Origin of the sequence: Stomatobaculum sp. F0698, assembly GCF_030644385.1 — a bacterium.
Taxonomy (GTDB): Bacteria; Bacillota; Clostridia; order Lachnospirales; family Lachnospiraceae; genus Moryella.
The window spans coordinates 349639-374054 of the sequence record NZ_CP130060.1 but is presented as its reverse complement, the minus strand read 5'-3'; the positions used below and the strand labels follow the sequence as shown (position 1 = coordinate 374054).

23 protein-coding genes are annotated in these 24416 nt (G+C 57.8%); all 23 read right to left on the bottom strand.

Features of this window, described 5'->3' with window-relative positions; all coding sequences use genetic code 11:
* Positions 1-26 precede the first annotated feature (26 nt).
* Positions 27-860: a CPBP family intramembrane glutamic endopeptidase gene (locus QU660_RS01850; protein WP_304946646.1), complete on the bottom strand. Its 834-nt coding sequence runs from the start codon at positions 858-860 to the stop codon at positions 27-29.
* Positions 857-1636, bottom strand: a complete 780-nt coding sequence (locus tag QU660_RS01845) for an HAD-IIA family hydrolase (protein ID WP_304946645.1) — start codon at positions 1634-1636, stop codon at positions 857-859. Before QU660_RS01845 ends, QU660_RS01850 begins: the two co-directional genes overlap by 4 nt.
* 58 nt (positions 1637-1694) lie before the next feature.
* Positions 1695-2081 (bottom strand): metal-dependent transcriptional regulator, encoded by a 387-nt coding sequence (locus QU660_RS01840; RefSeq protein WP_304946644.1) that lies wholly within the window; start codon positions 2079-2081, stop codon positions 1695-1697.
* Between the two features lie 108 nt (positions 2082-2189).
* Positions 2190-3674, bottom strand: coding sequence for a hypothetical protein (locus QU660_RS01835; protein WP_304946643.1), 1485 nt, complete (start codon positions 3672-3674; stop codon positions 2190-2192).
* Positions 3675-3690: 16 nt separating this feature from the next.
* Entirely contained in the window at positions 3691-4551 is an 861-nt protein-coding gene (locus QU660_RS01830; protein WP_330693226.1) for an NADAR family protein, read from the bottom strand.
* Entirely contained in the window at positions 4542-5330 is a 789-nt protein-coding gene (locus QU660_RS01825; RefSeq protein ID WP_304946642.1) for a DUF4253 domain-containing protein, read from the bottom strand. The genes QU660_RS01830 and QU660_RS01825 overlap by 10 nt, the downstream gene beginning before the upstream one ends.
* 162 nt (positions 5331-5492) lie before the next feature.
* Positions 5493-5903 carry a hypothetical protein gene (locus QU660_RS01820; RefSeq protein WP_304946641.1) on the bottom strand — a complete coding sequence of 137 codons (411 nt, stop codon included), beginning with the start codon at positions 5901-5903 and terminating at the stop codon, positions 5493-5495.
* Complete coding sequence (locus QU660_RS01815) at positions 5900-6505, bottom strand: hypothetical protein (RefSeq protein WP_330693225.1); 606 nt, start codon at positions 6503-6505, stop codon at positions 5900-5902. The genes QU660_RS01820 and QU660_RS01815 overlap by 4 nt, the downstream gene beginning before the upstream one ends.
* Before the next feature lie 12 nt (positions 6506-6517).
* A complete protein-coding gene (locus QU660_RS01810; RefSeq protein WP_304946640.1) occupies positions 6518-7357 on the bottom strand; it encodes a DUF2262 domain-containing protein in 840 nt (279 codons plus the stop codon).
* Positions 7358-7469: 112 nt separating this feature from the next.
* On the bottom strand, positions 7470-10097 hold the full coding sequence (ppdK, locus tag QU660_RS01805; RefSeq protein WP_304946639.1) for a pyruvate, phosphate dikinase: 2628 nt from the start codon (positions 10095-10097) through the stop codon (positions 7470-7472).
* A 93-nt stretch (positions 10098-10190) separates the two neighbouring features.
* Positions 10191-11579, bottom strand: coding sequence for a glycine--tRNA ligase (locus QU660_RS01800; protein ID WP_304946638.1), 1389 nt, complete (start codon positions 11577-11579; stop codon positions 10191-10193).
* Between the two features lie 36 nt (positions 11580-11615).
* Positions 11616-12272: a DNA repair protein RecO gene (gene recO, locus QU660_RS01795; protein ID WP_304946637.1), complete on the bottom strand. Its 657-nt coding sequence runs from the start codon at positions 12270-12272 to the stop codon at positions 11616-11618.
* Positions 12269-13162, bottom strand: a complete 894-nt coding sequence (gene era, locus QU660_RS01790) for a GTPase Era (RefSeq protein ID WP_304946636.1) — start codon at positions 13160-13162, stop codon at positions 12269-12271. Before era ends, recO begins: the two co-directional genes overlap by 4 nt.
* Positions 13159-16128: an insulinase family protein gene (locus tag QU660_RS01785; RefSeq protein WP_304946635.1), complete on the bottom strand. Its 2970-nt coding sequence runs from the start codon at positions 16126-16128 to the stop codon at positions 13159-13161. Before QU660_RS01785 ends, era begins: the two co-directional genes overlap by 4 nt.
* Before the next feature lies 1 nt (position 16129).
* Positions 16130-16972 (bottom strand): YdcF family protein, encoded by an 843-nt coding sequence (locus QU660_RS01780; RefSeq protein WP_304946634.1) that lies wholly within the window; start codon positions 16970-16972, stop codon positions 16130-16132.
* Positions 16969-18213: a peptidase U32 family protein gene (locus QU660_RS01775; RefSeq protein ID WP_304946633.1), complete on the bottom strand. Its 1245-nt coding sequence runs from the start codon at positions 18211-18213 to the stop codon at positions 16969-16971. The genes QU660_RS01780 and QU660_RS01775 overlap by 4 nt, the downstream gene beginning before the upstream one ends.
* Positions 18194-18859, bottom strand: a complete 666-nt coding sequence (locus tag QU660_RS01770) for an O-methyltransferase (protein WP_304946632.1) — start codon at positions 18857-18859, stop codon at positions 18194-18196. The genes QU660_RS01775 and QU660_RS01770 overlap by 20 nt, the downstream gene beginning before the upstream one ends.
* The gene (locus QU660_RS01765; RefSeq protein WP_304946631.1) at positions 18856-19200 is read right to left on the bottom strand and encodes an endolytic transglycosylase MltG; all 345 of its coding nucleotides are present in this window, start codon (positions 19198-19200) and stop codon (positions 18856-18858) included. Before QU660_RS01765 ends, QU660_RS01770 begins: the two co-directional genes overlap by 4 nt.
* A gap of 82 nt (positions 19201-19282) precedes the next feature.
* The gene (locus tag QU660_RS01760) at positions 19283-21388 is read right to left on the bottom strand and encodes an RNase J family beta-CASP ribonuclease (RefSeq protein ID WP_304946630.1); all 2106 of its coding nucleotides are present in this window, start codon (positions 21386-21388) and stop codon (positions 19283-19285) included.
* A gap of 355 nt (positions 21389-21743) precedes the next feature.
* On the bottom strand, positions 21744-22052 hold the full coding sequence (locus QU660_RS01755) for a DUF1292 domain-containing protein (RefSeq protein WP_304946629.1): 309 nt from the start codon (positions 22050-22052) through the stop codon (positions 21744-21746).
* Between the two features lie 11 nt (positions 22053-22063).
* Entirely contained in the window at positions 22064-22492 is a 429-nt protein-coding gene (ruvX, locus tag QU660_RS01750) for a Holliday junction resolvase RuvX (RefSeq protein ID WP_304946628.1), read from the bottom strand.
* A gap of 134 nt (positions 22493-22626) precedes the next feature.
* Positions 22627-22896, bottom strand: coding sequence for an IreB family regulatory phosphoprotein (locus QU660_RS01745; RefSeq protein WP_304946627.1), 270 nt, complete (start codon positions 22894-22896; stop codon positions 22627-22629).
* Positions 22897-22963: 67 nt separating this feature from the next.
* Positions 22964-24328, bottom strand: a complete 1365-nt coding sequence (mtaB, locus tag QU660_RS01740; protein ID WP_304946626.1) for a tRNA (N(6)-L-threonylcarbamoyladenosine(37)-C(2))-methylthiotransferase MtaB — start codon at positions 24326-24328, stop codon at positions 22964-22966.
* Positions 24329-24416 lie beyond the last annotated feature (88 nt).

Here is a 24416-nt window from a genome sequence, read left to right as displayed (position 1 = left end):
TCACTGAGGGACGCCGAATTCCGTTGCTATGGCAACGTCTTCTCGATTTGCTTTGTATTTTTTTCCATACGCCACAGCAGAATGAATAACACCGGGATGCAAATCAAGGAGGCGAGGTTCACCAGCATATTGGCGAATTCGCCGTCAAAGCCGGGCGGCAGAGTCCCCGAGAAATTGTTGACCAGATGAACCAGGAAGGGCCAGATGATCTTTCTTGTCTTTGCGTAGAGATAGCCCAGAATGAGACCTATCATAAACGTATAGACCGACTGCACAAAAATCTCGTGCCAAATACCGAAGAGCAGCGCCGAGAGAATGATGGCAGCGCGCTCACTTTTGAAACTGCGCTCAAAGAGATGAAACACGAGGCCGCGGAATAAGAGTTCCTCGACCAACGGCCCTATGACGGAGACCGTTAGGAGCATCCAGATATAATCGCCCTGCTCGAAGGCGCCCATCTCGCTGTTAAAGGTGTCATAACTCGACTGTAAAGCCGGAATCGAATTTTGAATGGCCTCCGCAAAGTTAAGCCAGAGCAAGGACACGCCGCCCGCGCCGAGCCCGATCAGCAACATCCGAAACGCGCCGCCGAACGGTCGAAAGGCAAGGGTCGCGTTTTTTTCCGGATAGCCTCGTTTGATGCGTTTCCAAAGCCAAAAATAAAAGAGACTCAGAATTGCCGCGGAGCAGGTATACCCCAAATTGCTGTTGGCCTCAAGATAACTTGCGCTCACACCGCCAGCGCCGAGCACCGTCTCCGAAAGCACCGCCAGTATGGCATCGAGATACGCATAGCTGTAGGCCAGCAAGAGCGCACACAGAATCAGACCGAAGGCAAACGCCTTTTCCCGCGCCTTCAATGGTCCATGACCTCGCCGACGCCGTTCAGAATATAGTTCGGTCGATACGGATACTGCTCGCACTCCTCTCGCGTTGTGACACCGGAGAGCACCAGCACCGTCGTGAGGCCGGATTCAATGCCCGCAATGATATCGGTGTCCATGCGGTCGCCGATCATGACGGCATTCTCCGAGTGCACGCCGAGGAGACGAAGGCCGGTCCGCATCATCAGGGGGTTCGGCTTGCCCACAAAATAGGCCTGCTTGCCGGTTGCGAGTTCAATCGGCGCAATCAGCGCGCGGCAGGCGGGCGCAATGCCGCTCTCGGTGGGACCGGTCAAATCGTAGTTGGTGCCGATCAGCTTGGCCCCCGCATTGACTAAGCGTATGGCCTTGGTAATTTGCGCCAAGTTATAGGAGGAGGATTCTCCGACCACCACATAGTCCGGATTCACATCGTTGTAGGTGATTCTCTTGTCGTAGAGCGCATTCAGAACGCCGTGCTCACCGACCACATAGGCCGAGCAGCCCGGTGCCTGCCGATTCAGGAAATGCGCGGTCGCAAGCGCACTCGTGTAAAAGTGAGATTCATCGACCTCCAGCCCCATGCGCTCCAGTTTCTGCTGCAGCTCCTTCGGCGTATACTGGCTCGAGTTCGTGAGGAAGAGAAAATTCTTATTCTCGCGAAGCAGCCACTCGACAAACTCGCGCACCCCGGGGAGTATCTTGTTCCCGTGGTAAATCACGCCGTCCATGTCGCAGATAAAGCCTTCTTTTTCTCGCAACATTGTTTCCATTGTTTCTCCTTTCCAAAGAACGATACCCGCGCTTTAGAACTGCGCGGGTATCCTTTGCTCAGGCGTTTCGGCATTTCTCCCAATACGCCCGCATCTTGTGAAAACTATCCTCGCTAATTACATGTTCCACCAGACAAGCCTCTTCTTCGGCGGTCTCCGGCGCAATACCGATTTCCTCGAAGAGTTGACGGAAAAACTCATGCTTCTCAAAAGTCTTCGCAGCGGCATCTTCGCCGATTTCCGTCAGCTGGATGCGCCAGTCCTCGCGGTGAATGTACCCTTCTTCTTCCAGCTTTTTGAGCGCAACCGAGACGCTCGGCTTCGAAAAGTTCATGAGCTCCGCGATGTCGGTGGGGCGGCAAGCGCCCTTCTCCTTGATGATGCGAAGTATGCTCTCCAGATAATCTTCGCTCGACTTGCCAAGTTCGTGCTTTTCCTGACTCATGCCGCCTCCTTTGTCCTGACTTCAAAAAACCGAAGCCGTAAGGCCGGCTCCGGTAGAGTTTCCGTTAACTAACAAAATAGCACAGCGGAGGACTTGCGTCAAGCCGCCTCAGTCTTCCCTGCTCTCCTTGTCGTAAATACTGAGCGGGCGCGCATCCCGGCGGAACACCTGCGCGGCAAGCCAGGGTAAGCCCTCCGCCTCAAAGAAGGCACGCATGCGGCGCACGGTCGCATCGAAATCCCAGGCGATGAAATCGAGATAGCCGCTGAAAATGCCGGTTGCCCCGCCGATGAAACTGCAGCACTCTGCGCCCTCGGGTGTCTCCATATGTGCCTTTGCCCTGTCCCGTAGCGCTAAGATTTCCTCCGAGCGATTTTCTCCGCGGAACCCGGAGAGCGGGTAGATGAAGAAGCCGGCCACCGCACCGTCTGCCTGTAACTCATTGACCATGCGATCCTCGCCCTGCAGGTACTCGCTGACCAGGGTCGGGCAGAGACTTGCGCCCGAGATGGTGTCGAGACGATAGTCGGCATTCGGGTCTTCGCTCGGATCTAAGCTGTAAAAGGTATAATTTTCCGCAATGACTTCCTCCGCTGTGATGTCGAGCTTGGCGCCGCAGCGCGAAAGCTCCTCCGGAAGTTCGGAGAGCAGGCAGGATGTTCCCTCGGCGGGCGCCTTCAGCACATCAAAGCTGCGAATGTAGCGCATATTGACGAGTTCCCCGAGCAGCTGATCGGTGAGCGTCGTTAAGAGCCACCAGACTCTTCCCTCATCTTCCGTAAGAAGAGGGAGCAGCTTCTCGCAGTAGAGCTTGACCCCGTAGCGGTCGCCCTTTCCCGCCTCGAGCCAAACCTGTACGTCCTCGCCCCGAATCGGCCCCTCGCCCGCATCGAGCGCGAGACGGCTCATGCGCTGCCGTCCGACCAGGATATTCCAGTGTGCCGCGACTTCCGCGGGCACATGGCGCTGAAAATAACAGTCCTCGAGGAGCACTTCGATGCTGCCCTCGGGCGTCAGGATGAGCTCATATTTTTCGCTGTTGAATCCGAGTTCAAAGGCCTGGTTCTCAAGGGCCTCGCGCAGAATGTCACCGCATTTCTCGATCAACTCATCACCGCGCACATGTTCCGTGTCCTCATCCATGATGCGTCGAAGTTCCGCTTCCTCCGCGGCAAAGCGCTTCCAGACACTTTCCGTTCTCTCGCGCAGATTTTCGGCAAAGCGCGGCAGCGAGATGCGCCGCTCGCAGTCGTCGATGAAATTCTGTGTGTCCTCATCGCCGGGAAGTGCGGCAAGCGCCTCACGGAAGTGGTGTAAGGCCCTTCCCTCCTGATCCAGATAGTAATAAGCGTAGCCCAGGCGGAAATTCCAACGGTGATCCCCCTCAAAATAGGCCTCGTGGCGCTTTAAGAGCGCAACCGCCTTCCGGAACAGTTTGCGGTCCGTTGCCTCCGCCACGTTGTTATAAGCGCGCGCCAGCTCGCTGTCGAGTTCCGGCGTTCTCTCCTCCTCAGGAAGCGCCTCAATCGCATCGACTATCTTTTGGTGCTCCTCGTTCTCAAACCACTGCGCACATTGCTGTAACAGATCCATGCTCTTCTCCTTTTTCTCAGACCGTTTTGAAATCACAGAGCGCTTCCTGCGCCGTGACTCGTCTTAACTCCTCCCTGACTTCTGTCAACGCAAAGCCGAGCAGGTTTTCTCCCTTCCACTTGAGCGGATTATCCGCTGCCTCCTCCTGCTCCGTAAGCCCTATGCCCCAGACGCGGTCGTAGGGGCTGGCCTCGACCAATATTTTATCGCCGGTCGAGAGCAGAAAGTCCCGGAGCTCCGGGTTCTGACTGAATTTGAGCCAGCTCCCGTTTAATACGATGGCATAGCGAAAGCGCTGCCAGACCGCCTCCTCAAAGCCTCTCACCTCTCTGCCGAGCGCCTTAATGCGCTTCGGATCTCTTAAGGAAAGAATCTCTGCCCTATGTTCCGCATCGCCGAACAGCTCGGCTTTCTTTGCCATCATATACTGCTCGGCGGAGCTAAAGCGCTCGCCCTCGCCGTAAAATTCTGCCTTCCACCACTGGCTGAACGCGCTCTTTGTCACGCTTCCGTCCTTCGCGGGCTGATGTCCCCAAAAGAAGCAGTACTTTTGCTTTTTCCCGGCAAGCTTCTGTTTTCCGAGCTGTGCCCGCGTGTACTTAGGCGCGCCGTCCGGGTTTCGAGTCGCGAGGCAAAAGTCCCCCCGCTCAAGGTACACTGCCCTATCCTCATCGTCCCACCAACCGGCCCAGGTGAAGGGCTCCGGGAAGCGCGCGCGGTATGCTTCCCGCTCCTTTTCGCCGAGCGCCTCAAACCAGGATACAAAGCGGTCCAGGTAATCTTCGCCGCTGCCCATGCGAAATCCGAGACTGTAGCGCTCATATTCGGGATAGGCGAGCCACGGCGGCGGCATATAAGCCGACGGTTTTAATCCCACCAGAAATACCAGATTTTCGAGCGGCTGAGGCTGTCCGCCAGCGCGCCGAGCGGATAATCCACGCCCTGATTGATATCCGGACAAAAGCCGTAGTACTCGATTGCAAGCTCCAAAGCCCTGTTCTCCGGCACCGGTACCGAAAGGAAAAACTCGAGCTCGTCGTGCGACATGGTACTCGGCCAAGCGCCGTACTGTTCCGCCCAGTACTTCGTGACCGCCATGAGCTCCTCTGTGCCCGGGCAATCGTTCCAGCCGCCGAAGGGCAGATAGGCAAAGACCTCCCAGGCATGTTTCACCGGAATCTTTGCGAGTATTACCGGCGCAGTCTCATCACTCCGATAATCTCGGTAAGCGGAAAAGCAGTCGATTTCCTCGCCGCCCTCTACCGCACCGACAATTTCTCTGTCCCAGTCAATCTCATCGTCCTCGGCCTCTTCTCTACGGTCGGCAAGGTAGGGCTTTAAGATTTCCCGCCCGTCCGGAAGTTCTCGCGAGAGCTGCTCCCGGCGATAGGCGGCCACTGCCGCGGCATCAAAGCGATAGTCATCCTCCCCGTCGGAATCCGGGTCGGAATTCATGATGAGGCACTCAAAGAGTACCTCATCCACCTTGATGAGCATGGGCACATAGCCTCCGTCCGTTGCATCGCGCAGCGCATCAAAGTAGGCCGCACAAAGTTCCGTATCATCCCGCATGGGCGGAAAATAGCGGCATTCACAATCCAAGTACTGCATCATCGCCTCGGCGAGTTTCGAGGGCTTTCCGTTCTTCTCTTCCATATAAACCGTCTCCGTTTTACCTCGCGGCGCAGATTGGCTCGCCGCGAGCTTATAGCCTTTTTTGTTTCGACTTCTTTTCGTTTCGTGCTTTTTCTTCTGTCAAACACAGCTCCCGTCCATGCGGCACTGCGTTCCTCCGCAGCGCTTCAAAACGACGCGGTTTCAGCAAAGCTCGCAGATCGGCTCGCCGCAAGGTTGAAAGCCTTCGTCAAAGGGCACGAAGAGATAGAGCCGGCCCGCCTGCGTATCTCCTGTGTCATAGCCGAGCGCAAAAGCGCCGTAACTCTCGCCTTGATCCAGCGTGAGCTCCGTCAGCGGAAGCGCCGCAATATTCTCCCCCGGGAAAGCGTTTCTAAGAACTTCCCGCGCCTTAAGGTCCAACTCCGGAAGTTCCTCCTTGAGCCGTTTCCAAAAGAGCGCATCGCGAGAGGGCGGCTCTTCCGAACTGCCGCCGTCCTGACTGAGATTGAGGATAAGCCCGGCATAGGCGGTCTTACAGCAGAGTCTCGTCCCGCAGGCAAAGACCTCTCCGTTCCAGAGCGCAGATACTTCGTCCCAAAGGAGTCTGCTCACAGCGCCTCCAAGACCTTCGAGAGCGCTGCTTCCAAGGCCGGTGTTCTCGCAGCCTCAATCTCCTCTCGCTCTGCGAGTACGGCCTGCCAGGTATAATAGTAAAAGCTGTAAAAGAGCGCATCCGGGAAGACATCCTCGTCCTCGTAGCGAAGTTCATCCGCCTCTTCATCGTACTCTTCCGACCAGAGATACTCTTCCCGGAGGAGGTCCGCAAAGCGCGGCAGCGGCGCCGCGTGCTCCATGGTATCGCCGAGATGATAGCAGCCAAGCAGGCAATCAAAGAGCTCCGTGAGTTGTCCCGCCAGATAGGCCGCCACGGGGTTTTCGGCGCTCTCCCGGAGCGCCTTTCCCAAAATGCGCGCGAGAAACACGCTCGCAAACGGCGTCGCGTGCCAGAGGGTATTCTGGTGCTCCACATTGTAGCCGAGTTCCTCGAATGCCTCCCGGACACCGTCCGCATCCCGCATTTCTTCCAGAGTAGCAAAGTACTCCGGAAAGGCGGTCGCTCTGCCGTAAACCGTCGTGAGCCTCTGCCAGGGCACATCGCTCACGCGAAGCCCTTTGATATACGCTCTGTTCTCCTCTGTGATCCGCTCTGTCATGATGCCCTCCGCTCAGCCCGCAATGTTCGCGTACTTCAGTCCCTCGCTCTCGGTGCCGGATATTTCGATTACATGGCCGAAGAAGAGATCGTCGTCATCATAGTAGGCGACCAGATTGCCGTCCCAACTTAGCACCAGGCTTTCCGGTTGTATGCGCCGCATGAAGTCCTCTTCCGTGAGTTCCGGGGCGTTCGCGTTCTCCTCCTCACTCGACTGCCAGTCGTTCGCAAGCTCGGTGAGTTCCTTGGCCGCAAAGCGGCGCAGCTCGCTGTCCCAATGTGCGGCATCCGCGGCAAGCTTCCTCGCAAAGGCCCGCACCTTGTCCCAGGTCTCCGTATCGTCCGTATCGATTTCGAGGGAGAGGCTCATGCGTCCGTCACCCCAGGGGATTTCGCCCTCCAGCCAGTTAAGCTCCCGATTCAGCGTGAGTTTACCGAGCACTTCGTCGTTCAGTTCAACCGGCTTTTGGTATTCCTCCCAATAAGCCTCGAGTTCCGGACAGGAAACCGCGGGCTCCAGTACCTCGACCAGCAGCCAGGCATTGAACTTTTCCGGCGTGGTGTGCTCCGGCACCGCACTCGGCTTCATGCGGCGCAGCTTGAGACGGCAAATCTGTCCTCTTGCAAGGCGCCCCCAGCCGTACTCTCCGTTCCTCTCCTCCTCGCTGAGCGGCCACTCGACTCTGCCTTCTCGAATCACACAGCTCCCGTCCGGAAAAACCATGCCGAGCGAAATTGCCGTCATATCCCAGAAATTTCCCTCTTTATAGTAACCCGCGCCGAGGCATCTCTGAATGAGCACCAGAACTTCCTGTTCCTCGCTCTCGTACTTTTGATAATAGCTCTCGTACATCTTGGCTCCCTTTCCCCGCAACACAAAAGCCCCCGCCGCCCCGTGAGGGAAACGGCGGGGACTCTTTCTGTCCGGGCTTATCTGTTAGCGCTCAACCTTTGCAGGCCGAGTCTCAACCTCTCTTGATTGCCGCCTGTGCAGCCGCAAGTCTTGCGACCGGCACGCGGAACGGCGAGCAGGAAACATAGTCAAGGCCGATCTCATCGCAGAACTCAACGGAGGACGGATCGCCGCCGTGCTCACCGCAGATACCGATGTGCAGGGACTTGTTCACCGGGCGACCGAGATCGATTGCCATCTTCATGAGCTTGCCCACGCCGACCTGATCGAGCTTCGCAAACGGATCGTTCTCGAAGATCTTCGTGTCGTAGTAAGCGTTCAGGAACTTGCCTGCGTCGTCGCGCGAGAAGCCGAAGGTCATCTGCGTGAGGTCGTTCGTACCGAAGCAGAAGAAGTCCGCATCCTTTGCGATATCGTCTGCCGTGAGGCAAGCTCTCGGAATCTCGATCATCGTACCGACCTCGTACTTGAGATCGGAACCCGCTGCCTTGATCTCCGCATCCGCGGTCTCGACAACGACCTTCTTGACGAACTTGAGCTCCTTGTCCTCGGAGACAAGCGGGATCATGATCTCCGGAACCATGTTCCACTCCGGATGTCTCTTCTGCACTGCAATTGCAGCGCGAATCACAGCCTTGGTCTGCATCGCAGCGATCTCCGGATAGGTGACCGCAAGGCGGCAGCCTCTGTGACCCATCATCGGGTTGAACTCGTGCAGGGAAGCAATGATGTCCTTGATCTCCTGGACGCTCTTCTTCTTAGCGTCTGCGAGCTTCTTGATCTCAGCCTCCTCGGTCGGGACAAACTCGTGCAGCGGCGGATCCAGGAAACGAATCGTAACCGGCGTTCCCTCCATTGCCTCGTAAATGCCCTCGAAGTCCTTCTGCTGGTACGGCAGAATCTTCTCGAGTGCCTCTTCTCTCTCTTCAACCGTGTCGGAGCAAATCATCTCGCGGAATGCCGCAATGCGCTCCGGATCGAAGAACATGTGCTCCGTGCGGCAAAGGCCGATGCCCTCTGCGCCGAGCTCTCTTGCCTTCTTCGCATCGGTCGGGGTATCCGCGTTCGTTCTGACCTTCAGCTTTCTGTACTTGTCAGCCCAAGCCATGATGCGGCCGAACTCACCGACAATCGCCGCGTCCACGGTCGGGATGATGCCTGCGTAGACGTTACCGGTCGTGCCGTCGATCGAAATCGGATCGCCCTCGTGGAAGGTCTGGCCGCCCAGCGAGAACTTCTTAGCCGCCTCGTCGATCACAATGTCGCCGAGACCGGAGACGCAGCACTTACCCATGCCGCGCGCAACGACTGCCGCGTGGGAGGTCATGCCGCCGCGAACCGTGAGGATACCCTGGGAGCTCTTCATGCCGGTGATGTCCTCCGGAGAAGTCTCAAGGCGAACCAGGACAACCTTCTCGCCTCTTGCCGCCCAAGCCTCTGCGTCCTCAGCCGTGAAGACAACCTTACCGCAAGCCGCACCCGGGGATGCGCCGAGGCCCTTGCCGAGCGGCTTTGCCTCCTTGAGTGCCTTCTGGTCGAACTGCGGGTGAAGCAGGGTGTCAAGGTTTCTCGGATCGATCATTGCGACCGCTTCCTTCTCGCTTCTCATGCCCTCATCGACAAGATCGCAAGCAATCTTGAGCGCTGCCTTTGCGGTTCTCTTACCGTTTCTGGTCTGCAGCATGTAGAGCTTGCCGTGCTCAACGGTGAACTCCATATCCTGCATGTCTCTGTAGTGGTTCTCGAGGGTCTTGCAGACCTCGTTGAACTGCTTGAATGCCTCCGGGAACTTCTGCTCCATCTCGTCGATGTGCATCGGGGTGCGCACACCCGCAACGACGTCCTCACCCTGTGCGTTGGTCAGGAACTCACCGAAGAGGCCCTTCTCGCCCGTCGCCGGATCTCTCGTGAACGCAACGCCGGTGCCGCAGTCATCGCCCATGTTACCGAATGCCATGGACTGCACGTTGACAGCCGTGCCCCAGGAGTAGGGAATATCGTTGTCGCGGCGGTACACGTTTGCACGCGGGTTGTCCCAGGAGCGGAACACAGCCTTGATGGCACCCATCAGCTGCTCCTTCGGATCGGACGGGAAGTCCTGACCGAGCTTCTCCTTGTACTCTGCCTTGAACTGGTTTGCGAGCTCGTGAAGGTCCTCGGCGGTCAGCTCGACGTCCTGCTTCACACCGCGCTCTTCCTTCATCTTGTCGATGAGCTCCTCAAAGTACTTCTTGCCGACTTCCATGACGACGTCGGAGTACATCTGGATGAATCTTCTGTAGCAGTCCCAAGCCCAGCGCGGATTGTTGGACTTCTCTGCGAGCACCTTGACCACGTCCTCGTTGAGACCGAGGTTCAGGATGGTATCCATCATACCCGGCATCGAAGCTCTTGCGCCCGAGCGCACCGAGACGAGAAGCGGATTCTCGTGGTCACCGAACTTCTTGCCGGTGATCTTCTCCATCTCGACGATGTAGTCGTTAATCTGAGACTGGATCTCTGCATTGATCTCGCGGCCGTCCTCGTAATACTGCGTGCAAGCCTCGGTCGTGATCGTGAAGCCCTGCGGCACCGGAAGACCGATCTTGGTCATCTCCGCAAGGTTTGCGCCCTTGCCGCCGAGGAGCTCGCGCATGTCCGCATTGCCCTCACTAAACAGATAAACCCATTTCTTTGCCATGTTTTCCTCCTGTTGAACACGAATCTTGGATCTTTGTTCTACAACGTTAGCATCATATCACATATGTTTGTTTTTTAATAGATACACAGGATTTCAAAACGTGAATTTGTCCAAGAAGTAGTTTCTGAGTTCGGAAATCTTGACTCTCTCCTGCTCCATGCTGTCGCGGTCGCGAATCGTGACGCTCTGATCCTCCTCGGACTCGAAGTCGTAGGTCACGCAGAAGGGCGTTCCGATTTCATCTTCTCTGCGGTAGCGCTTGCCGATTGCGCCGCGGTCGTCGTACTCGCAGTTCCAGTACTTCGAGAGCTCCGCGTAAATCTTCTCCGCGCCCTCTCCGAGCTTCTTGGAGAGCGGCAGCACCGCAATCTTCACCGGTGCGAGCGCCGGGTGGAAGTGAAGCACTGTGCGCACATCGCCGCCCGGGAGTTCCTCCTCGTCGTAGGCGTTGCAGAGGAAAGCGAGCGTCACGCGGTCCGCGCCGAGCGAGGGCTCGACAACATAGGGAATGTACTTCTCCTTGCTCTCCTCGTCGAAGTAGCTTAAATCTTCACCCGAGACCTCCTGGTGACGCGAGAGATCGTAGTTCGTTCTGTCCGCAATGCCCCAGAGCTCGCCCCAGCCGAAGGGGAAGAGGAACTCGAGGTCCGTGGTCGCCTTCGAATAGAAGGAGAGCTCTTCCGGATCGTGGTCGCGCGCGCGCAGTCTGTCGTCGCGCATACCGAGGGTCTTAAGCCACTGAATGCACTGCTCCTTCCAGTACGCGAACCACTCGAGGTCCGTGTCCGGCTTGCAGAAAAACTCGAGCTCCATCTGCTCGAACTCACGCGTGCGGAAGGTGAAGTTACCCGGTGTGATCTCGTTGCGGAAGGATTTACCGATCTGGCCGATGCCGAAGGGAATTTTCTTCCGGGAGGTGCGCTGCACATTCTTAAAGTTCACAAAGATGCCCTGTGCCGTCTCCGGGCGCAGATAGACCGTGTTCTTTGCGTCCTCGGTCACGCCCTGGAAGGTCTTGAACATGAGGTTGAACTCGCGGATGTCCGTGAAATCATGCTTGCCGCAGCTCGGGCAGGCAATCTCGTGCTCCTTGATATAGTCCTGCATCTTCTCATGGCTCCAGCCGTCCACGCCGGACTCGAGCTCTGCGCCGTGCTCCGCCGCATAGTCCTCGATCAGCTTGTCCGCGCGGAAGCGCTCGTGACAGCTCTTGCAGTCCATGAGCGGATCCGAGAAACTGCCGATGTGACCGGAGGCAACCCAGGTCTGCGTGTTCATGAGAATCGCGCAGTCCACACCCACATTGTAGGGCGACTCCTGGATGAACTTCTGCCACCACGCTCTCTTCACGTTGTTCTTAAGCTCAACGCCGAGATTGCCGTAGTCCCAGGTATTCGCGAGTCCGCCGTAGATTTCCGAACCCGGATAGACAAAACCTCTCGCCTTTGCGAGTGCCACGATTTTTTCCATTGTATAAGCCATCGTTTTCCCCTCTCTCTCTTGCCGATGTCCTCTATTTTACTGCACCCGCCGCATTTCTTCCAGCACGGAAAGCGAGCGGAAGCGGTGCGGCGCAACCCGGGAACGCAGGGCATCCACATTTTCTCCGAATTCCCGCAGTGCTTCCTCCCCGACGGTAAAGGTAAAGAGCTTTTCCACCGGTGTGCGGATCACAAAGTCCCAGGTGTAACTGCAGTTTTCATGTTTTTTGAGCGGCGGCGCGGCGACATAGCTCCCAAAGAGCACCAGGAGTTTTAACTCCAGAATGCGCCGCACGAGTTCCCGCGGGAGCTCCGGTTTTTCCAGCGCGAGCAGCGAAAAGTAGAGAAGCTTTAAGCCCTCTTCCTCCCGCTGGAAATCACGGTAAAAGTAATCCGCGAGTTCCAGAAAGTAGCTCGCATAGCAGAGCGTCAAGGCATCCGCCTCGATTTTTCCGAAAAAGCGCAGGCCCTCCGCGGCGACCACAATGTCGGCGTCCCGCCCCGGCCTGAGCGTAAACTTGCCGTAGACCAAGGGGCGCGCAAGCCCCATGAGCGGGCTGCCCTGGCGCGAGGCCCCCCGCGCAAAACAGGAGAGCTTGCCTTTTTCCCGCGTGAGTATCGTGATGCGCCGATCCCGCTCGCCTATCGTCATGCTCTTTAAGACCAGCCCGCTGACTTCTTCGCCCTCTCTCATAGCTTTCTCGCGTCGTAGCCGAAGGAGCGGAGCTGGGTGTCGTTGTCGCGCCAGTCGCGCCGCACCTTAACCCAGAGCTTTAGGTTCACCTTGCTCTCCGTCATCTCTTCGATTGCCTTCCTGGCGCCGATGCCGATGCGCTTTAACATCTGACCGCCCTTGCCGATCACCATGCCTTTATGGGACTCCCGCTCGCAGATGATGTTGGCGTCAATGTCAAAGCCGCCGTCCTCTCTCTCCTTCATGCGCTCCACCGTGACGGCGACGCCGTGCGGCACTTCGTCCCTCAGCAGGCGCAGGGTCTGCTCCCGAATCAGCTCGCCGGCGAGCTCCCGCATGGGCTCCTCGGTCACCGTATCCTCGCTGTAAAAGAAGGGGCCCTCCGGCAGATAGCGATAGATTGTGTCGAGCAGGAGGTCTATGTTCTCGCTCTTTAAAGCCGCAACCGCGACCATGTCCTTCGGGCGGCAGAACTCTTCGTAGGCCTTGACCTGCGCGGCAAGCCGCGCCTTGTCATTGATCTTATCAATCTTATTGACCGCGAGAATCAGCGGTTGGCGGCACTTCCGAAGCCGCTCCCCGATTTCCCGCTCGGCGGGACCTATGTGCTCGCTCGCGTCGACAATCCAGAGTATCACATCCGCCTCTTCGATGGTCTTCTCCGCGACGCCGACCATGAAGCGTCCCAGTTTATTTTTGGCGCGGGTAAGCCCCGGCGTGTCCTCAAACACAATCTGACCGCGCTCGTCCGTGTATACCGTACGAATCTGGCTTCTCGTGGTCTGGGCCTTCTCCGAAGTGATTGCGATTTTCTGCCCGATCAAGTGGTTCATCAGCGTCGATTTTCCGACATTGGGGCGCCCGATCAGCGCAACAAAACCTGATTTCATGCCTCTGTCTCCTCACTCTCCGCCGCAAAAAGCTGCGCTGTCTCCGTAAAGAAGTCCTTGGCCCGCGCAATCGCGCCCTCGTTTCCGATGACGCACTTCGCCTCGTACTTCAGCGCCTCGCGGACCAGCGGCGCGAGCGCCCGTATGTCCTCCGGGGTCGCCGCGAGCACTTCCGCACGCTCCTTGGCAAACATCTCATCCGTCACCTTCGAGTAATACGCGGAGAGCGCCAGAAGGCCGCTGAGCTGCGGCGTGCGCGGCGTGTCCATCTCGCCGATGGCGCCGATGACTGCCTTGGTCATCTCTCTCTCATCCGCCTCGTACTGCTCGAGATAGCCCGGGACACCCTCGTAGACCTTGTCGGTCTCCTCGAGCTTCGGGTCGCGGTAGGAACTGAACACCACGCTGCCGCCGCGTCCGAAGCGGACCGCGCAGCCGTAAGCGCCGCCCTTTGAGCGTATCTCATTCCAGAGATAGCCGTAGCTCAGCATGGTCTGCGCAATGCGGAGCGCGCCCGTGTAGCGGAAGCCGCCCGTGCGGAAGTTGCCGACGCGCGCCACATAGTTCACGCGGGAAGCGGAGCCGAAGCCCTCGCGCTTAATCGCTTCCGCAAAGCGGAAGCGCAGCTCTCCCTTGCCGCCCGCCGGATAGCGCTCTCCGAGGGTTCTAAGCAGCGGCAGCAGTGCTTCCTTATCTGCCTCCTCCGCGGTCAGATGCACGAGCAGGCGGCCGCGGACGACAGTCTCCCGGAGGAGTTTCGGTGCGCGCTCACAGAAAGCGCGGCGCGCGGACTCTGCCGAGAGACGCTCTAAGAAGCGATAGTAGGCGATGCCCCGCGTCACATCCTGGAAGAGACCGTTTTCGTTAAAATAGGAGGCCGCGCGGTTTACCGCGGCGACATCGCCCGCGGAGAGGAGCGTGTCCTTTAAGCCCGCGCGAATTTCGCCGATCAGATTGCGGATTCTCGCTTCATCCGTAAAGACAGTCTTAAGAAGCTGCTCGTTGACGAGACTAAGCGCCTGTTCCGCCTTTTTCGTCAGGAACTTGACCGAGGCCGAGAAAACTCTACGGTTGCCCCGGAAGTCCGCAAGATCCGGGTAGTTGTCAATGCCGAACTGAATGCCGCCGGTGTGAAGATTGACGAGAGTCGAAAGTTCGGTGTAGCTGTGCGTCTCCGTGCTCAGATAGCCGAGCAGATCCTTGATTAACGCGAGCGCAGAGAGATCTTCGACCGGCAAATCGCTCACGTCAAAGTCGAGACGGAGATAGTCGATGCCCGTCGTGATCCGCGCCGCATAGTGGAAGGGCGTCTCGCCGAGCGTGCCGGTCTCGTAGCAAAGCGGTGTGTTTTCCGCGGCGAGATCTTCGCGGGACAGCATCGGAATCGTGCGGAGTGCCGCCTCGCTGTCCGGCGCGTCCTGGTAAGCCTTCATCTCCTTGCCGAAGCGAATCAGCGCTTCTCTCTCTTCCGCTGTCATGGCTGCCTTGACGGCCGACAGCTTCTCGGCGTCCTCTGCCTCGTGCTTTGCCGTGAGACCGCGCACCGGGTAGAGCTCCGCGACCGCATAGTTCTCGTTCTCGAGGAGGGATTCGCGGATCAGATTCTCAAAGTAGTTCTCGCCCACCTTACGGCGAAGCTCGTCAAAGAGCCCCGCAAACTTTAGGTGCAGGCAGGGATCCGCGTCGTAAATCCAGCTCTCGAAACTCTGCAGGCCGTAAATCAGGCCCTTCGGATAGGGGCCGAAATTCGCCTCGCGCGCGCGGAACTCCGCCATATTGATTGCCGCGAGCAGCATCTCGTGATCCAGGCCGTCTTCCGCAAGCTCTGTGAGCAGTTCCCGAACGCGGCGCACGAAAGCGTCCTTCTGCTCGCGTCTCAAGTGCTTCGCCGTAATCCGGAAATAGGGTTCGCGGATGCCGTTTGCGTAGCCGCCGTAGACATCGTCCCCGAAGCCCTCCTCAATCAGTCTGTCGTGCAGAATTGCGCCCGGCGCTTTTAAGAGCACATAGTCGAGCGCCTGAAACGCATTGTAGGGCACAGGCTCGAGCTGTCCGCCGACGCGGATGTTCAGCGAGACATAGGCCGCATTCTCTTCGCTCTCCGTCTCGCCGATCGAATAGGGGCGGGACACAAAGACCGGCGCGCTTAAGCGCTTCGGCGCGGGAATCGCCGAGTCGATTGCGAGGCGCTCGTACTTCGAGAGATAGTTTTCGTCGAGAAAACGGAGACGCTCCGCCATGTCTAAATCGCCGTAGAGATAGATGAAGGAGTTGCTCGGGTGGTAGTAGCGGCGATGGAAGTCGAGGTAGGCCTCGTAAGTCAAATCCGGAATAAAGTCCGGGTCGCCGCCGGACTCCTCCGCGTAGGGGTGTCCCGGGAAGAGCGCTTCATCGACTGCGCGCGCCATCACCTCATCCGGGTCCGAATACACACCTTTCATCTCATTGTAGACCACACCGTTCCGGCTGAGTTTTCCGTCCTCGCTCTCCAGCTCGTATCTCCAGCCCTCCTGACGGAAAATCTTCTCCTCTTTGTAGAACAGCGGGTGGAAGACCGCGTCGAGATAGACATCCATCAGATTCTCAAAGTCCTTCGGGTTGCAGCTCGCGACCGGGTAGAGCGTCCGATCCGGATAGGTCATCGCATTCAGGAAGGTGTTGAGCGAGCCCTTCACAAGTTCCATAAAGGGATCCTTGGCCCAGTACTTCTCCGAGCTGCAGAGCACGGTGTGCTCAACAATGTGTGCGACACCGGTCGAATCCTGCGGCGGTGTCCGGAAGCCGATCGTAAATACCTTGTTCGGATCGTCCGCGAGCAGGAGAAAAATGCGGGCACCGGTCTTCTTATGCTCCAGTACCACGCCGTCCGCCTTAAGTTCTTTGAGCCGACTCTCCGTCCGGACGCGATAGGCGTCCAGCTTTGCGATGGCCGCCAGCTGTTCCTCTCGATTCCACTTCGCTGTCATATCATTTCCTCTCCCGACTCTGTCGTTTGTTCAGTCTTCCGAGATATTTGTCCTTTAAGAGCGCGATGCTCTCGCGCGCCAGATAGTGCAAAAAAAGTACGCGGTCACTCGGCGCGGGGACCCCGAGCGCCCGGATGTCGCACTGCGCCTCGAGTATGGCCGAAGCCCGGTAGAGATGAAAGTCCGAGCTGATCACGGCCACGACATCCGGATCCGGGGTCGTGAGCAGCACCCAGCGCCCGTCCGCTTCGATAAAGACCGGGTAGTCCTCATTGTTCACGCGGTGCAGCAATGCGTAACTGTATATCATGTTCTCATAGGTATTCTTCGACTGGACTTCCAACAGCAGTCGCTGCTTCGGAAGCCCCTGCTTCATGAGGTACTCCGCCATGACCTCCGCCTCTGTGCGCTGCCCACGGTGGTCATAGCCGCCGCTCAGTATAAACCTGGTCTCCGGCGACTTTGCCGCAAAGTCGAGCGCCGTATCGAGGCGCTGTTTCAGCGTCTTTGAGAGCGAACCGTCCGGCTTTAAGCCCGCGCCCAGCACAATCGCATACTCCGGTTGCCCCTTCGCCTTGGGGTGCATGCCGGAGGCAAGCACGAGGCCGGAGGCCATGAGTACGGCCATGCCGAGAAAGCTGAGCGTATGTAGCTGGGTCAGCAAAAAAAGCGAGACCTTTCCCGGCGTCCGCGCGTGCAGCCAGCGAAACAACACATTGCCGAGGCAAACTAGGGCAAAGAAGAGCCAAATCCAGCTCTGCGCAACCAGCTGTCTCGCGTAGACGCAGAGCACAACAAAGTAGACGGTGCAAAATCCCGCGGCGCTCAAAAAGAAAGCAGTCATCCCAAAGTCTCCATGCGAAGCAATTCTCCCGCGGCGACGCTGCCGTCAAAGCGGACGGCAAGTGCCTCCTTGGGGTGCGGTGCACTCTCCACCGAGATGCCCTCCGGGTTCCGGATTTCCAGCACGGTGAGCAGCTCGTTGCTGCCGTCAAAACACATGCGCTCAATCCGGTCTCCGACCGAAAATTTATTTTTCTGTTCAAAGTGCGCATACCCCTCGGGGTCAACCGAGGCGACCTTGCCGAGATAGGTGTAGTTCCGCACATAGGTATTGCTGTCGTAAATCTGCGCCTCCTCGTTCGGCTTGCCGAAGAAGAAGCCCGTCGTGTATTCCCGGTACGTGCACTTGCCGATTTCCTCCCGGTACGACTCGAGATTCGCCGCATATTTCTCCGGGCTCTCGAGGTAGTCGTCGATTGCGCGGCGGTAAGCGCGTGCCGCGACCGCCGCATAGAGCGCGGTCTTCATCCTTCCCTCGATTTTGAAACTGTCCACGCCGCTTTCCATGAGCTCCGGGATGTGATCTATCATGCAGAGGTCCTTGGAGTTAAAGAGGAAGGTACCCCTCTCGTTCTCAAAGACCGGCATGGACTCGCCCGGGCGCTTTTCCTCGGTCACGCTGTACTGCCAGCGACAGGGATGGGTGCACTCACCGTGGTTCGCATCCCGCCCCGCCATGAAGCTCGAGAGCAGGCAGCGCCCCGAATAGGAGATGCACATGGCGCCGTGCACAAAGGTTTCGATCTCCATCTCCGCGGGGATGCGCTCCCGAATTTCGCGTATCTCCGCAAGCGAGAGTTCTCTTGCGGTCACAACACGACTTGCGCCGAGTTCCCGCCAGAAGAGAAAGGTCCCGTAGTTCGTGTTGTTCGCCTGGGTGCTCACATGCAGCTCGATGCCGGGACAGAGGCGCTTCGCGAGCATGAAGAGTGCCGGGTCCGAGACGATAATCGCATCCGGCCTCAGCGCGGAGAGCTCCTCAAAATACCGCTCCGCCTCATTTAAGTCATCGTTGTGCGCGAGGATATTCGCGGTCACAAAGACCCGCTTGCCTCTCTCGTGCGCATAGCGAAGCCCTTCCGCCATCTCCGCCGGGCTGAAATTCTTTGCGTTTGCGCGAAGACCGAAGGCCTCGCCGCCGATGTAAACCGCATCCGCCCCGTAGTCGAAGGCGGTTTTTAGGACTTCGAGACTTCCCGCCGGGAGCAGGAGCTCCGGTTTTTTACGCTTCTCTTTGCTCAATCCTCTTCTCCTTTACACTGAATGCCAGTCCGTCGCCGATCGGCAATATCGAAGTTCTGAGCCCTTCACGGGCCGAGAGCGCCTCCAGATAGGCGCGCATCCGGCTGTGTATGGTTCTGTCCCGGCGGTCGATCGCAAAACGGGACTCGGCGGTATCGCCGCCCTGCAACACATTGTCCGAGAGCAGGGTCCCGCCCGGGGAGAGCACGCGCAGGAGCTCCGGGAGCCACTTTAAATACTGCCCCTTTGCGGCGTCCAAAAAGAGGAAGTCATAGGCCTCGTCCGGCTGTTCCTTCAGAAACGCAAAGGCATCCCCCTCGACCAAGGTGATACGCCCCGCGCCGTAGCGCGCTATATTTTCCTTGGCGCGGACAATGCGCGGCGCATAGTTCTCCACCGTCGTGATATGCGCAGACGGCGGCAGCTCTTCCGCCATTACCAGCGCGGAATAGCCAACCGCCGTCCCCAGCTCCAGCACGCGAAGCGGCCTAAGTCCCGCGAGCAAGCTTCGAAGAAAGCGCTCGCTGTCCCGCCGTATAATCGGCACCTCGCCCTCCTCCGCTTCCCGCCTGAGCACCTCCAGATAGCGCCGGTTGCCGGGGTCCAGATAGTCCAGATAAGCCCGGACGCGCTCTGCTATCATCATTTGCCGCCCCCTCGCTTCTCGGGTGCGGTCGATAAAATCTCCAGCATGTCGTCTATGGTCTCCGAGGTGTTCAGGCTGTACTCGCCCGCGCGCACCTTTCTCCCGAGGAAGAGAGACTGCAGACGGAAGGCCCAGGTGTTCTCGATGAGCCCGAGCTCCTTTAACTGCTTTGCCGTCTCCTCCGTGCTCTGCCCCTCCGGGATGTGCACGGTGATATCGCGCCCCGGCGCTTCTTCGACGCTCTGCTGGTAAAAGGCATCGTGCCCGAAGCGATAGGCCGCAAAAACGCCCCGAAAAAGCACAAAAAGCAGGCAGGCGGTGATTAACAGCCGCACTGCCATGCCCAATGCCTCAGAAGACAGATGATTGAGTTGTTCTGTATTCTGTCGTGTTTTCAAGTTCCCGCTCTCCTCTTTTGCAAGTTCAATTGACGCCGAGGATAATCGGCAGGATGACCGGGGTGCGCTTCATCTTCTTCCAGAAGAAATCGCTGAGCTCATCCCGCACGACATTCTTTAATTTGCTCCAGTCGTTGACACCCGCATCGAGGCTGTCCGTGACCGCCGTCACGGCTCTCTCCTTTGCCTCTGCCATCAAGTCCTCGGAGTCCTTGACATACACAAAGCCCCGTGACACAATTTCCGGTCCCGCGAGCAGCTGGTTTGAGCCTCGCTGCAGACCTATGGTCACTATCATAATACCATTCTGCGCAAGATTCTGTCTATCGCGCAGCACCACGTTTCCGACATCGCCCACGCCGAGGCCGTCCACGAGTATGCCGCCCGCCTGCACATGACCCGTGATCTTGCAGCTGTCGGCGGTCAGTGTCACGACATCACCGGTTGACATAAAGAGCACATTCTCGTGCGGCACGCCGACTGCCTCGGCGAGTGCCACCTGTGCCTTTCTGTGGCGGTACTCACCGTGCACCGGAAGCGCAAACTTCGGGCGAAGCAGGGAGTACATGAGCTTAATCTCCTCCGCACAGGCGTGACCGGAGACATGCGTATCCTGGAAAATAACCTCAGCCCCCTTGATCGAGAGCTCGTTGATGACCTTATCGACCGCTTTCTCGTTGCCCGGAATCGGGTGAGAACTCATGATGACCACATCGCTCGGGCTGATTGCCACCTTGCGGTGCATGCCGTTTGCCATGCGGGAGAGCGCCGCCATGCTCTCGCCCTGAGAACCGGTCGTGATGAGCACGGTCTTCTCCGGCGGGTAGTTCTTCAGCTGGTCGATGTCGATCAGAGTTCCCTCCGGAATCTTGATATAGCCAAGTTCGTTCGCGATGCCGATCACATTGACCATAGACCGGCCCTCGACGACCACCTTTCTGCCGTACTTATATGCGGAGTTGATGACCTGCTGCACGCGGTCCACATTCGACGCAAAGGTCGCGACGATGATGCGGTTCTTCTGATGCTCCGCAAAGATGAGATCGAAGGTGCGGCCCACGCTCTTCTCGGACATCGTGAAGCCCGGGCGGATCGCATTGGTCGAATCGCAGAGAATCGCGAGCACGCCGCGCTTTCCGAGTTCCGCCATGCGCTGCAAATCCGCGGCCTCGCCGAAGACCGGCGTGTAATCGATCTTAAAGTCACCCGTGTGGAAGATGACGCCCGCCGGGCTGAAGATTGCGAGGGCAGAGCTGTCCGAAATCGAGTGATTGGTCTTGATGAATTCGACATTGAAATCGCCGAAGGGGACGGTATCGCCGTGCTTCACGACAAAGAGCTTCGCGGAGTCAAGAATGCGGTGCTCCTCGAGCTTATGGCGAATCAGGGCAATCGTGAGCTTGGTCGAATAGACCGGCACATTCAGCTCTTTTAAGATATAGGGCAGGGCGCCGATGTGATCCTCGTGTCCGTGCGTAATCACAAAGCCCTTGACCTTGCTCCGGTTCTCCTTCAGATAGCTGACGTCCGGAATTACGCAGTCAATGCCGAGCATGTCCTCGCTCGGGAAGGCAATGCCGCAGTCCACGACTATGATCGTATCGTTGCACTCAAAGGCCGTGATGTTCATGCCGATCTGCTCAAGGCCGCCGAGCGGAATAATCTTGACCTTTGCCTTCGGGTCAAAGCGTATGCTGCCGGCGCGCGGGAGCTTAGCGCGCTTTAAGAGCTCCGCGAGCTGGCCGTTTGCCAGCTTCTTTTTGCCGCGGCGGGGTTCCGCATTGCGGCGCGGGCTGCGCGGCTCCGCGGTCTCGGCATTCCGAGGCTTTTCGCTGCGGGGCTTTCTGCCTCTGCCGTTGTTCTCCTTTTCCTTGCTGCCCTCCGACGTCTCCGCGGCAGGCTTCTTTTTCGGTCTCCGCTCTGTCTTCGGCTTCTCCGCCGCAGTCTGCCGATCCTGCACTGCCTCGCCCTGAGTCTTCTCCGCGCGGCGACGGCGCGGGCGCTTCGGCTTATCCTCGGTCACGACTTCCTCCGCGCCGAGTCCCGCCTCTGCCGCTTCTTTCCGAAGGGCACGGCTCTTTTCCGAAAGACGTTTGAAAAAATGCATCGGGTTCTTTTCCTGTTCGCTCAAATTCTTACCTCTCTTACTTTCCGAATTAAAAATCTGTTTTCTCGTTGATCCAAAATCACAAGTCAAAGACCTGTTTTGCTTTTTTACTTTTGCTTTTTGCTATTCGCGTTTTCGGCTTCCGCTGCGCTTTCGCCTGCCGCGCTTTTGCCGCCGCGCCTGTTTCTCTCCGGCTCCGTCCCGTTTCGCGTCCCTGTGCCCCCGTCTTTTCTCCGTACGGAGTTCCGTTTTCACCGTGGGGCATCGGCAGAGCGATATTTTGTATACATTATTTCAAGTTCCGAAACAGCTCCGTCCGTATTTCTCTGCGCGGCAAAGCGTTCTTGCTGTCCGCGCGGTGCCTGCCGCTGTCTCAGGCTCACTCGCTTCTCAGATCCACCTCGGCGCCGTCCTCCTCGAGGAGGGCCTGAAAGACGCGGAGCATGTGCTCTGCCTCGTCTTCGTTTTCCACAAACTCGTAGACAGCTTCTTCTTCGTCCTCGCCGGACACATCCTTTAAGAGATAGCACTCGCCGTCCTCTTCCTCGCTGTCCGCCGCCAGAATATAGTAGCAACCGTTTAACTTGGTCTCCTCGAGGATATAGAGCGTCACATCCTCGCCGTTCTCATCCTTCACCACCAGCGGTGCCGCCGCAAAGGCCTCCCGCTCCTTCTTTTCTTCGTCCATCTCTTATCCTCTCAGCGCTCCTCGGGGTGCGCATCCATGTATTCCTGCAGAATAATCGCAGCAGCCAGTTTGTCCAGATATTGCTTCCGCTCCGCGCGCGGAATGCCTCTTTCCTCGAGGCGCTCTTCCGCTTCGGCCGTCGTGAGCCACTCATCCTGCCAGACGACGGGCAAACCGGTGCGAAGTTCCAGTTTCTCCTTAAATTGAGTACAAAAAGCGACGCGCTCCCCCTCCGTGCCGTCGAGATGCGAGGGATGCCCGAGCACAATGCGGGTGATGCCGCGCTCGGCGACGATGGCCTCCAGGCGCTGTAAAGTCTTTCGGAGCTTCTTCTCCGAATCCCTCCATATGGTTTCAAGCGGCTGCGCCGCGAGTCCGAGTCCGTCACTCACGGCAACGCCCACGGTCTTCGCACCGTAGTCCAATCCCATCAATGGCAAATATCTTCCCTCCCGAACACCAAAAGCGCTGATACGGAATATCCGTATCAGTGCAGAGGTGCATGATTCATTTTCTGACCGAGCCCATAACGGTCCTTCACGCGGCTTTTATCACAAATGATCTGTCTGAAGTGTCAGCGACGATCGATTTTATTCTTGATGTAGTAGCTCAGCAGGAGCTCCAAAATATCATCGCGCTCAACCTTCATGATTAAACTGCGCGCACTCTTATGGCTTGTGATATAGGTCGGATCTCCGCTCATCACATAACCCACGATCTGATTGACCGGATTGTATCCTTTTTCAGACAACGCATCATAGACCAGCTCTAAGACCTGGCTGACATCCATCTTATTCTCCTGTACCGTCTGAAAAAACTGTGTGTCGTGCAAGTTTTCACTCATGATATGCTTTCCTCTCAATTAGCCTCTATTCTATCTGATTTGCAGAGAATTCTCAAGGTTTAAAGCTTTACGTTTTGCTTACGTTTGTCAGAAGAAGTATTTCGGAGTCGAGAAAGCGCTCCGCCCTTCCGCGGTAGAGACAATTGGTCTCGGGCGCTTCGGAGAGCGCTGTGAGCGGGACGGCGAGCTTCACATATTCCCGGCTGTTGCCGATGAGATAGCGCTCTCCGTTTATCTCCGCGATTTCCTCCGATAACATTTCCTGAACGCTCCCGAGCCGCCGCGCACGGAACTCCCGCTGTCGCTCTGCGTTCAGCGACTGCAGGCGCGCCGCGCGCTCCTTTTTGACCGCGCCCGCAAGCTGCCCGGGCATGGTCGCAGCCTTGGTTCCCGCGCGCTTGGAATAAGGGAAGATGTGGGTCTCGTAGAACGCGATTTCCGAGATAAACGCAAAGCTCTCCGAAAACGCCTCTTCACTCTCCCCCGGAAAACCGACAATCACATCCGTGGTCATCGCGGCATCCGGGAAGACCGCGCGGAGCGCATGAACCCCCTCTCTGAATTCCTCCGCCGTATAGCGGCGGCCCATGCGTTTTAAAGTCGCATTGCTACCGCTCTGGAGAGAGAGGTGGAAGTGGGGACAGAAGTGCTTCAGCTTCGAAAGTCCCGTCGCAAACGCCGGGGTCGCAATCTTCGGCTCGAGGGAGCCGATGCGAAGCCGCTCTATGCCCTCGACGCTGTCAAGAAGGGTCAAAAGCTCCAGAAGATTTGCCGCGCCGTCGCCGAAATCTTCCCGCTCCTCCGCATTCTTAAAATCCCGCCCGTAGGAAGAGAGGTGGATGCCGGTCAGCACAAGTTCCCGCACACCGTTTGCGGCGAGACGCTCTGCCTCCCTTCTCACCTCCCCCGGGCGACGGGAGCGTATGTTGCCGCGAAGAAAGGGGATAATGCAATAAGAGCAGTACTGGTTGCAGCCGTCCTGCACCTTTAAGAATGCGCGGGTATGCTCTTCACTCCGATTTGCCGATAGGTCCTCGTAGCGCTTTGCCTCCCGCATGTCACCGACATGAACGGCAGGCGCCGCCTCCTCGGAAAAATAGGCCTCGAGTATGCGCACCAGGTCCTTTTTCTCCTGATTCCCGAGCACCAAATCCACGCTCCCGTCTTCTTTCAGGCTCTCCGCCGCCGCCTGCGCGTAGCAGCCCGCCGCGACCACAACAGCTCCGGGATTTAAGCTCTTCGCGCGGTGCAACATCTGCCGCGATTTCCGATCCGCGATGTTTGTCACCGAACAGGTGTTGATGATGTATACATCCGCCGCCTCTTCAAAGGAGCGGAGTTCGTAGCCCGCGGCGAGCAGCGCCTGTTCCATGGCCTCGGTCTCGTAGGCGTTTACCTTACATCCCAGCGTGTGAAATGCCGCTGTTCTCATCTTATTCTCCTTCCTCATCTTGACTTTACTCCCGCTTCCCCATAAGATTAAGGGAAAGAACCTAGATTGATATCCGAAGAAGGAGGCT

Excerpts from the sequence above, each read along its gene's own strand:
- QU660_RS01845 (WP_304946645.1), bottom strand. The coding sequence starts at position 1,636 with ATGGAAACAATGTTGCGAGAAAAAGAAGGCTTTATCTGCGACATGGAC.
- QU660_RS01840 (WP_304946644.1), bottom strand. The coding sequence starts at position 2,081 with ATGAGTCAGGAAAAGCACGAACTTGGCAAGTCGAGCGAAGATTATCTG.
- QU660_RS01835 (WP_304946643.1), bottom strand. The coding sequence starts at position 3,674 with ATGGATCTGTTACAGCAATGTGCGCAGTGGTTTGAGAACGAGGAGCAC.
- QU660_RS01825 (WP_304946642.1), bottom strand. The coding sequence starts at position 5,330 with ATGGAAGAGAAGAACGGAAAGCCCTCGAAACTCGCCGAGGCGATGATG.
- QU660_RS01815 (WP_330693225.1), bottom strand. The coding sequence starts at position 6,505 with ATGACAGAGCGGATCACAGAGGAGAACAGAGCGTATATCAAAGGGCTT.
- QU660_RS01810 (WP_304946640.1), bottom strand. The coding sequence starts at position 7,357 with ATGTACGAGAGCTATTATCAAAAGTACGAGAGCGAGGAACAGGAAGTT.
- ppdK (WP_304946639.1), bottom strand. The coding sequence starts at position 10,097 with ATGGCAAAGAAATGGGTTTATCTGTTTAGTGAGGGCAATGCGGACATG.
- QU660_RS01800 (WP_304946638.1), bottom strand. The coding sequence starts at position 11,579 with ATGGCTTATACAATGGAAAAAATCGTGGCACTCGCAAAGGCGAGAGGT.
- recO (WP_304946637.1), bottom strand. The coding sequence starts at position 12,272 with ATGAGAGAGGGCGAAGAAGTCAGCGGGCTGGTCTTAAAGAGCATGACG.
- era (WP_304946636.1), bottom strand. The coding sequence starts at position 13,162 with ATGAAATCAGGTTTTGTTGCGCTGATCGGGCGCCCCAATGTCGGAAAA.
- QU660_RS01785 (WP_304946635.1), bottom strand. The coding sequence starts at position 16,128 with ATGACAGCGAAGTGGAATCGAGAGGAACAGCTGGCGGCCATCGCAAAG.
- QU660_RS01780 (WP_304946634.1), bottom strand. The coding sequence starts at position 16,972 with ATGACTGCTTTCTTTTTGAGCGCCGCGGGATTTTGCACCGTCTACTTT.
- QU660_RS01770 (WP_304946632.1), bottom strand. The coding sequence starts at position 18,859 with ATGATGATAGCAGAGCGCGTCCGGGCTTATCTGGACTATCTGGACCCC.
- QU660_RS01765 (WP_304946631.1), bottom strand. The coding sequence starts at position 19,200 with ATGGCAGTGCGGCTGTTAATCACCGCCTGCCTGCTTTTTGTGCTTTTT.
- QU660_RS01755 (WP_304946629.1), bottom strand. The coding sequence starts at position 22,052 with ATGGACGAAGAAAAGAAGGAGCGGGAGGCCTTTGCGGCGGCACCGCTG.
- QU660_RS01745 (WP_304946627.1), bottom strand. The coding sequence starts at position 22,896 with ATGAGTGAAAACTTGCACGACACACAGTTTTTTCAGACGGTACAGGAG.
- mtaB (WP_304946626.1), bottom strand. The coding sequence starts at position 24,328 with ATGAGAACAGCGGCATTTCACACGCTGGGATGTAAGGTAAACGCCTAC.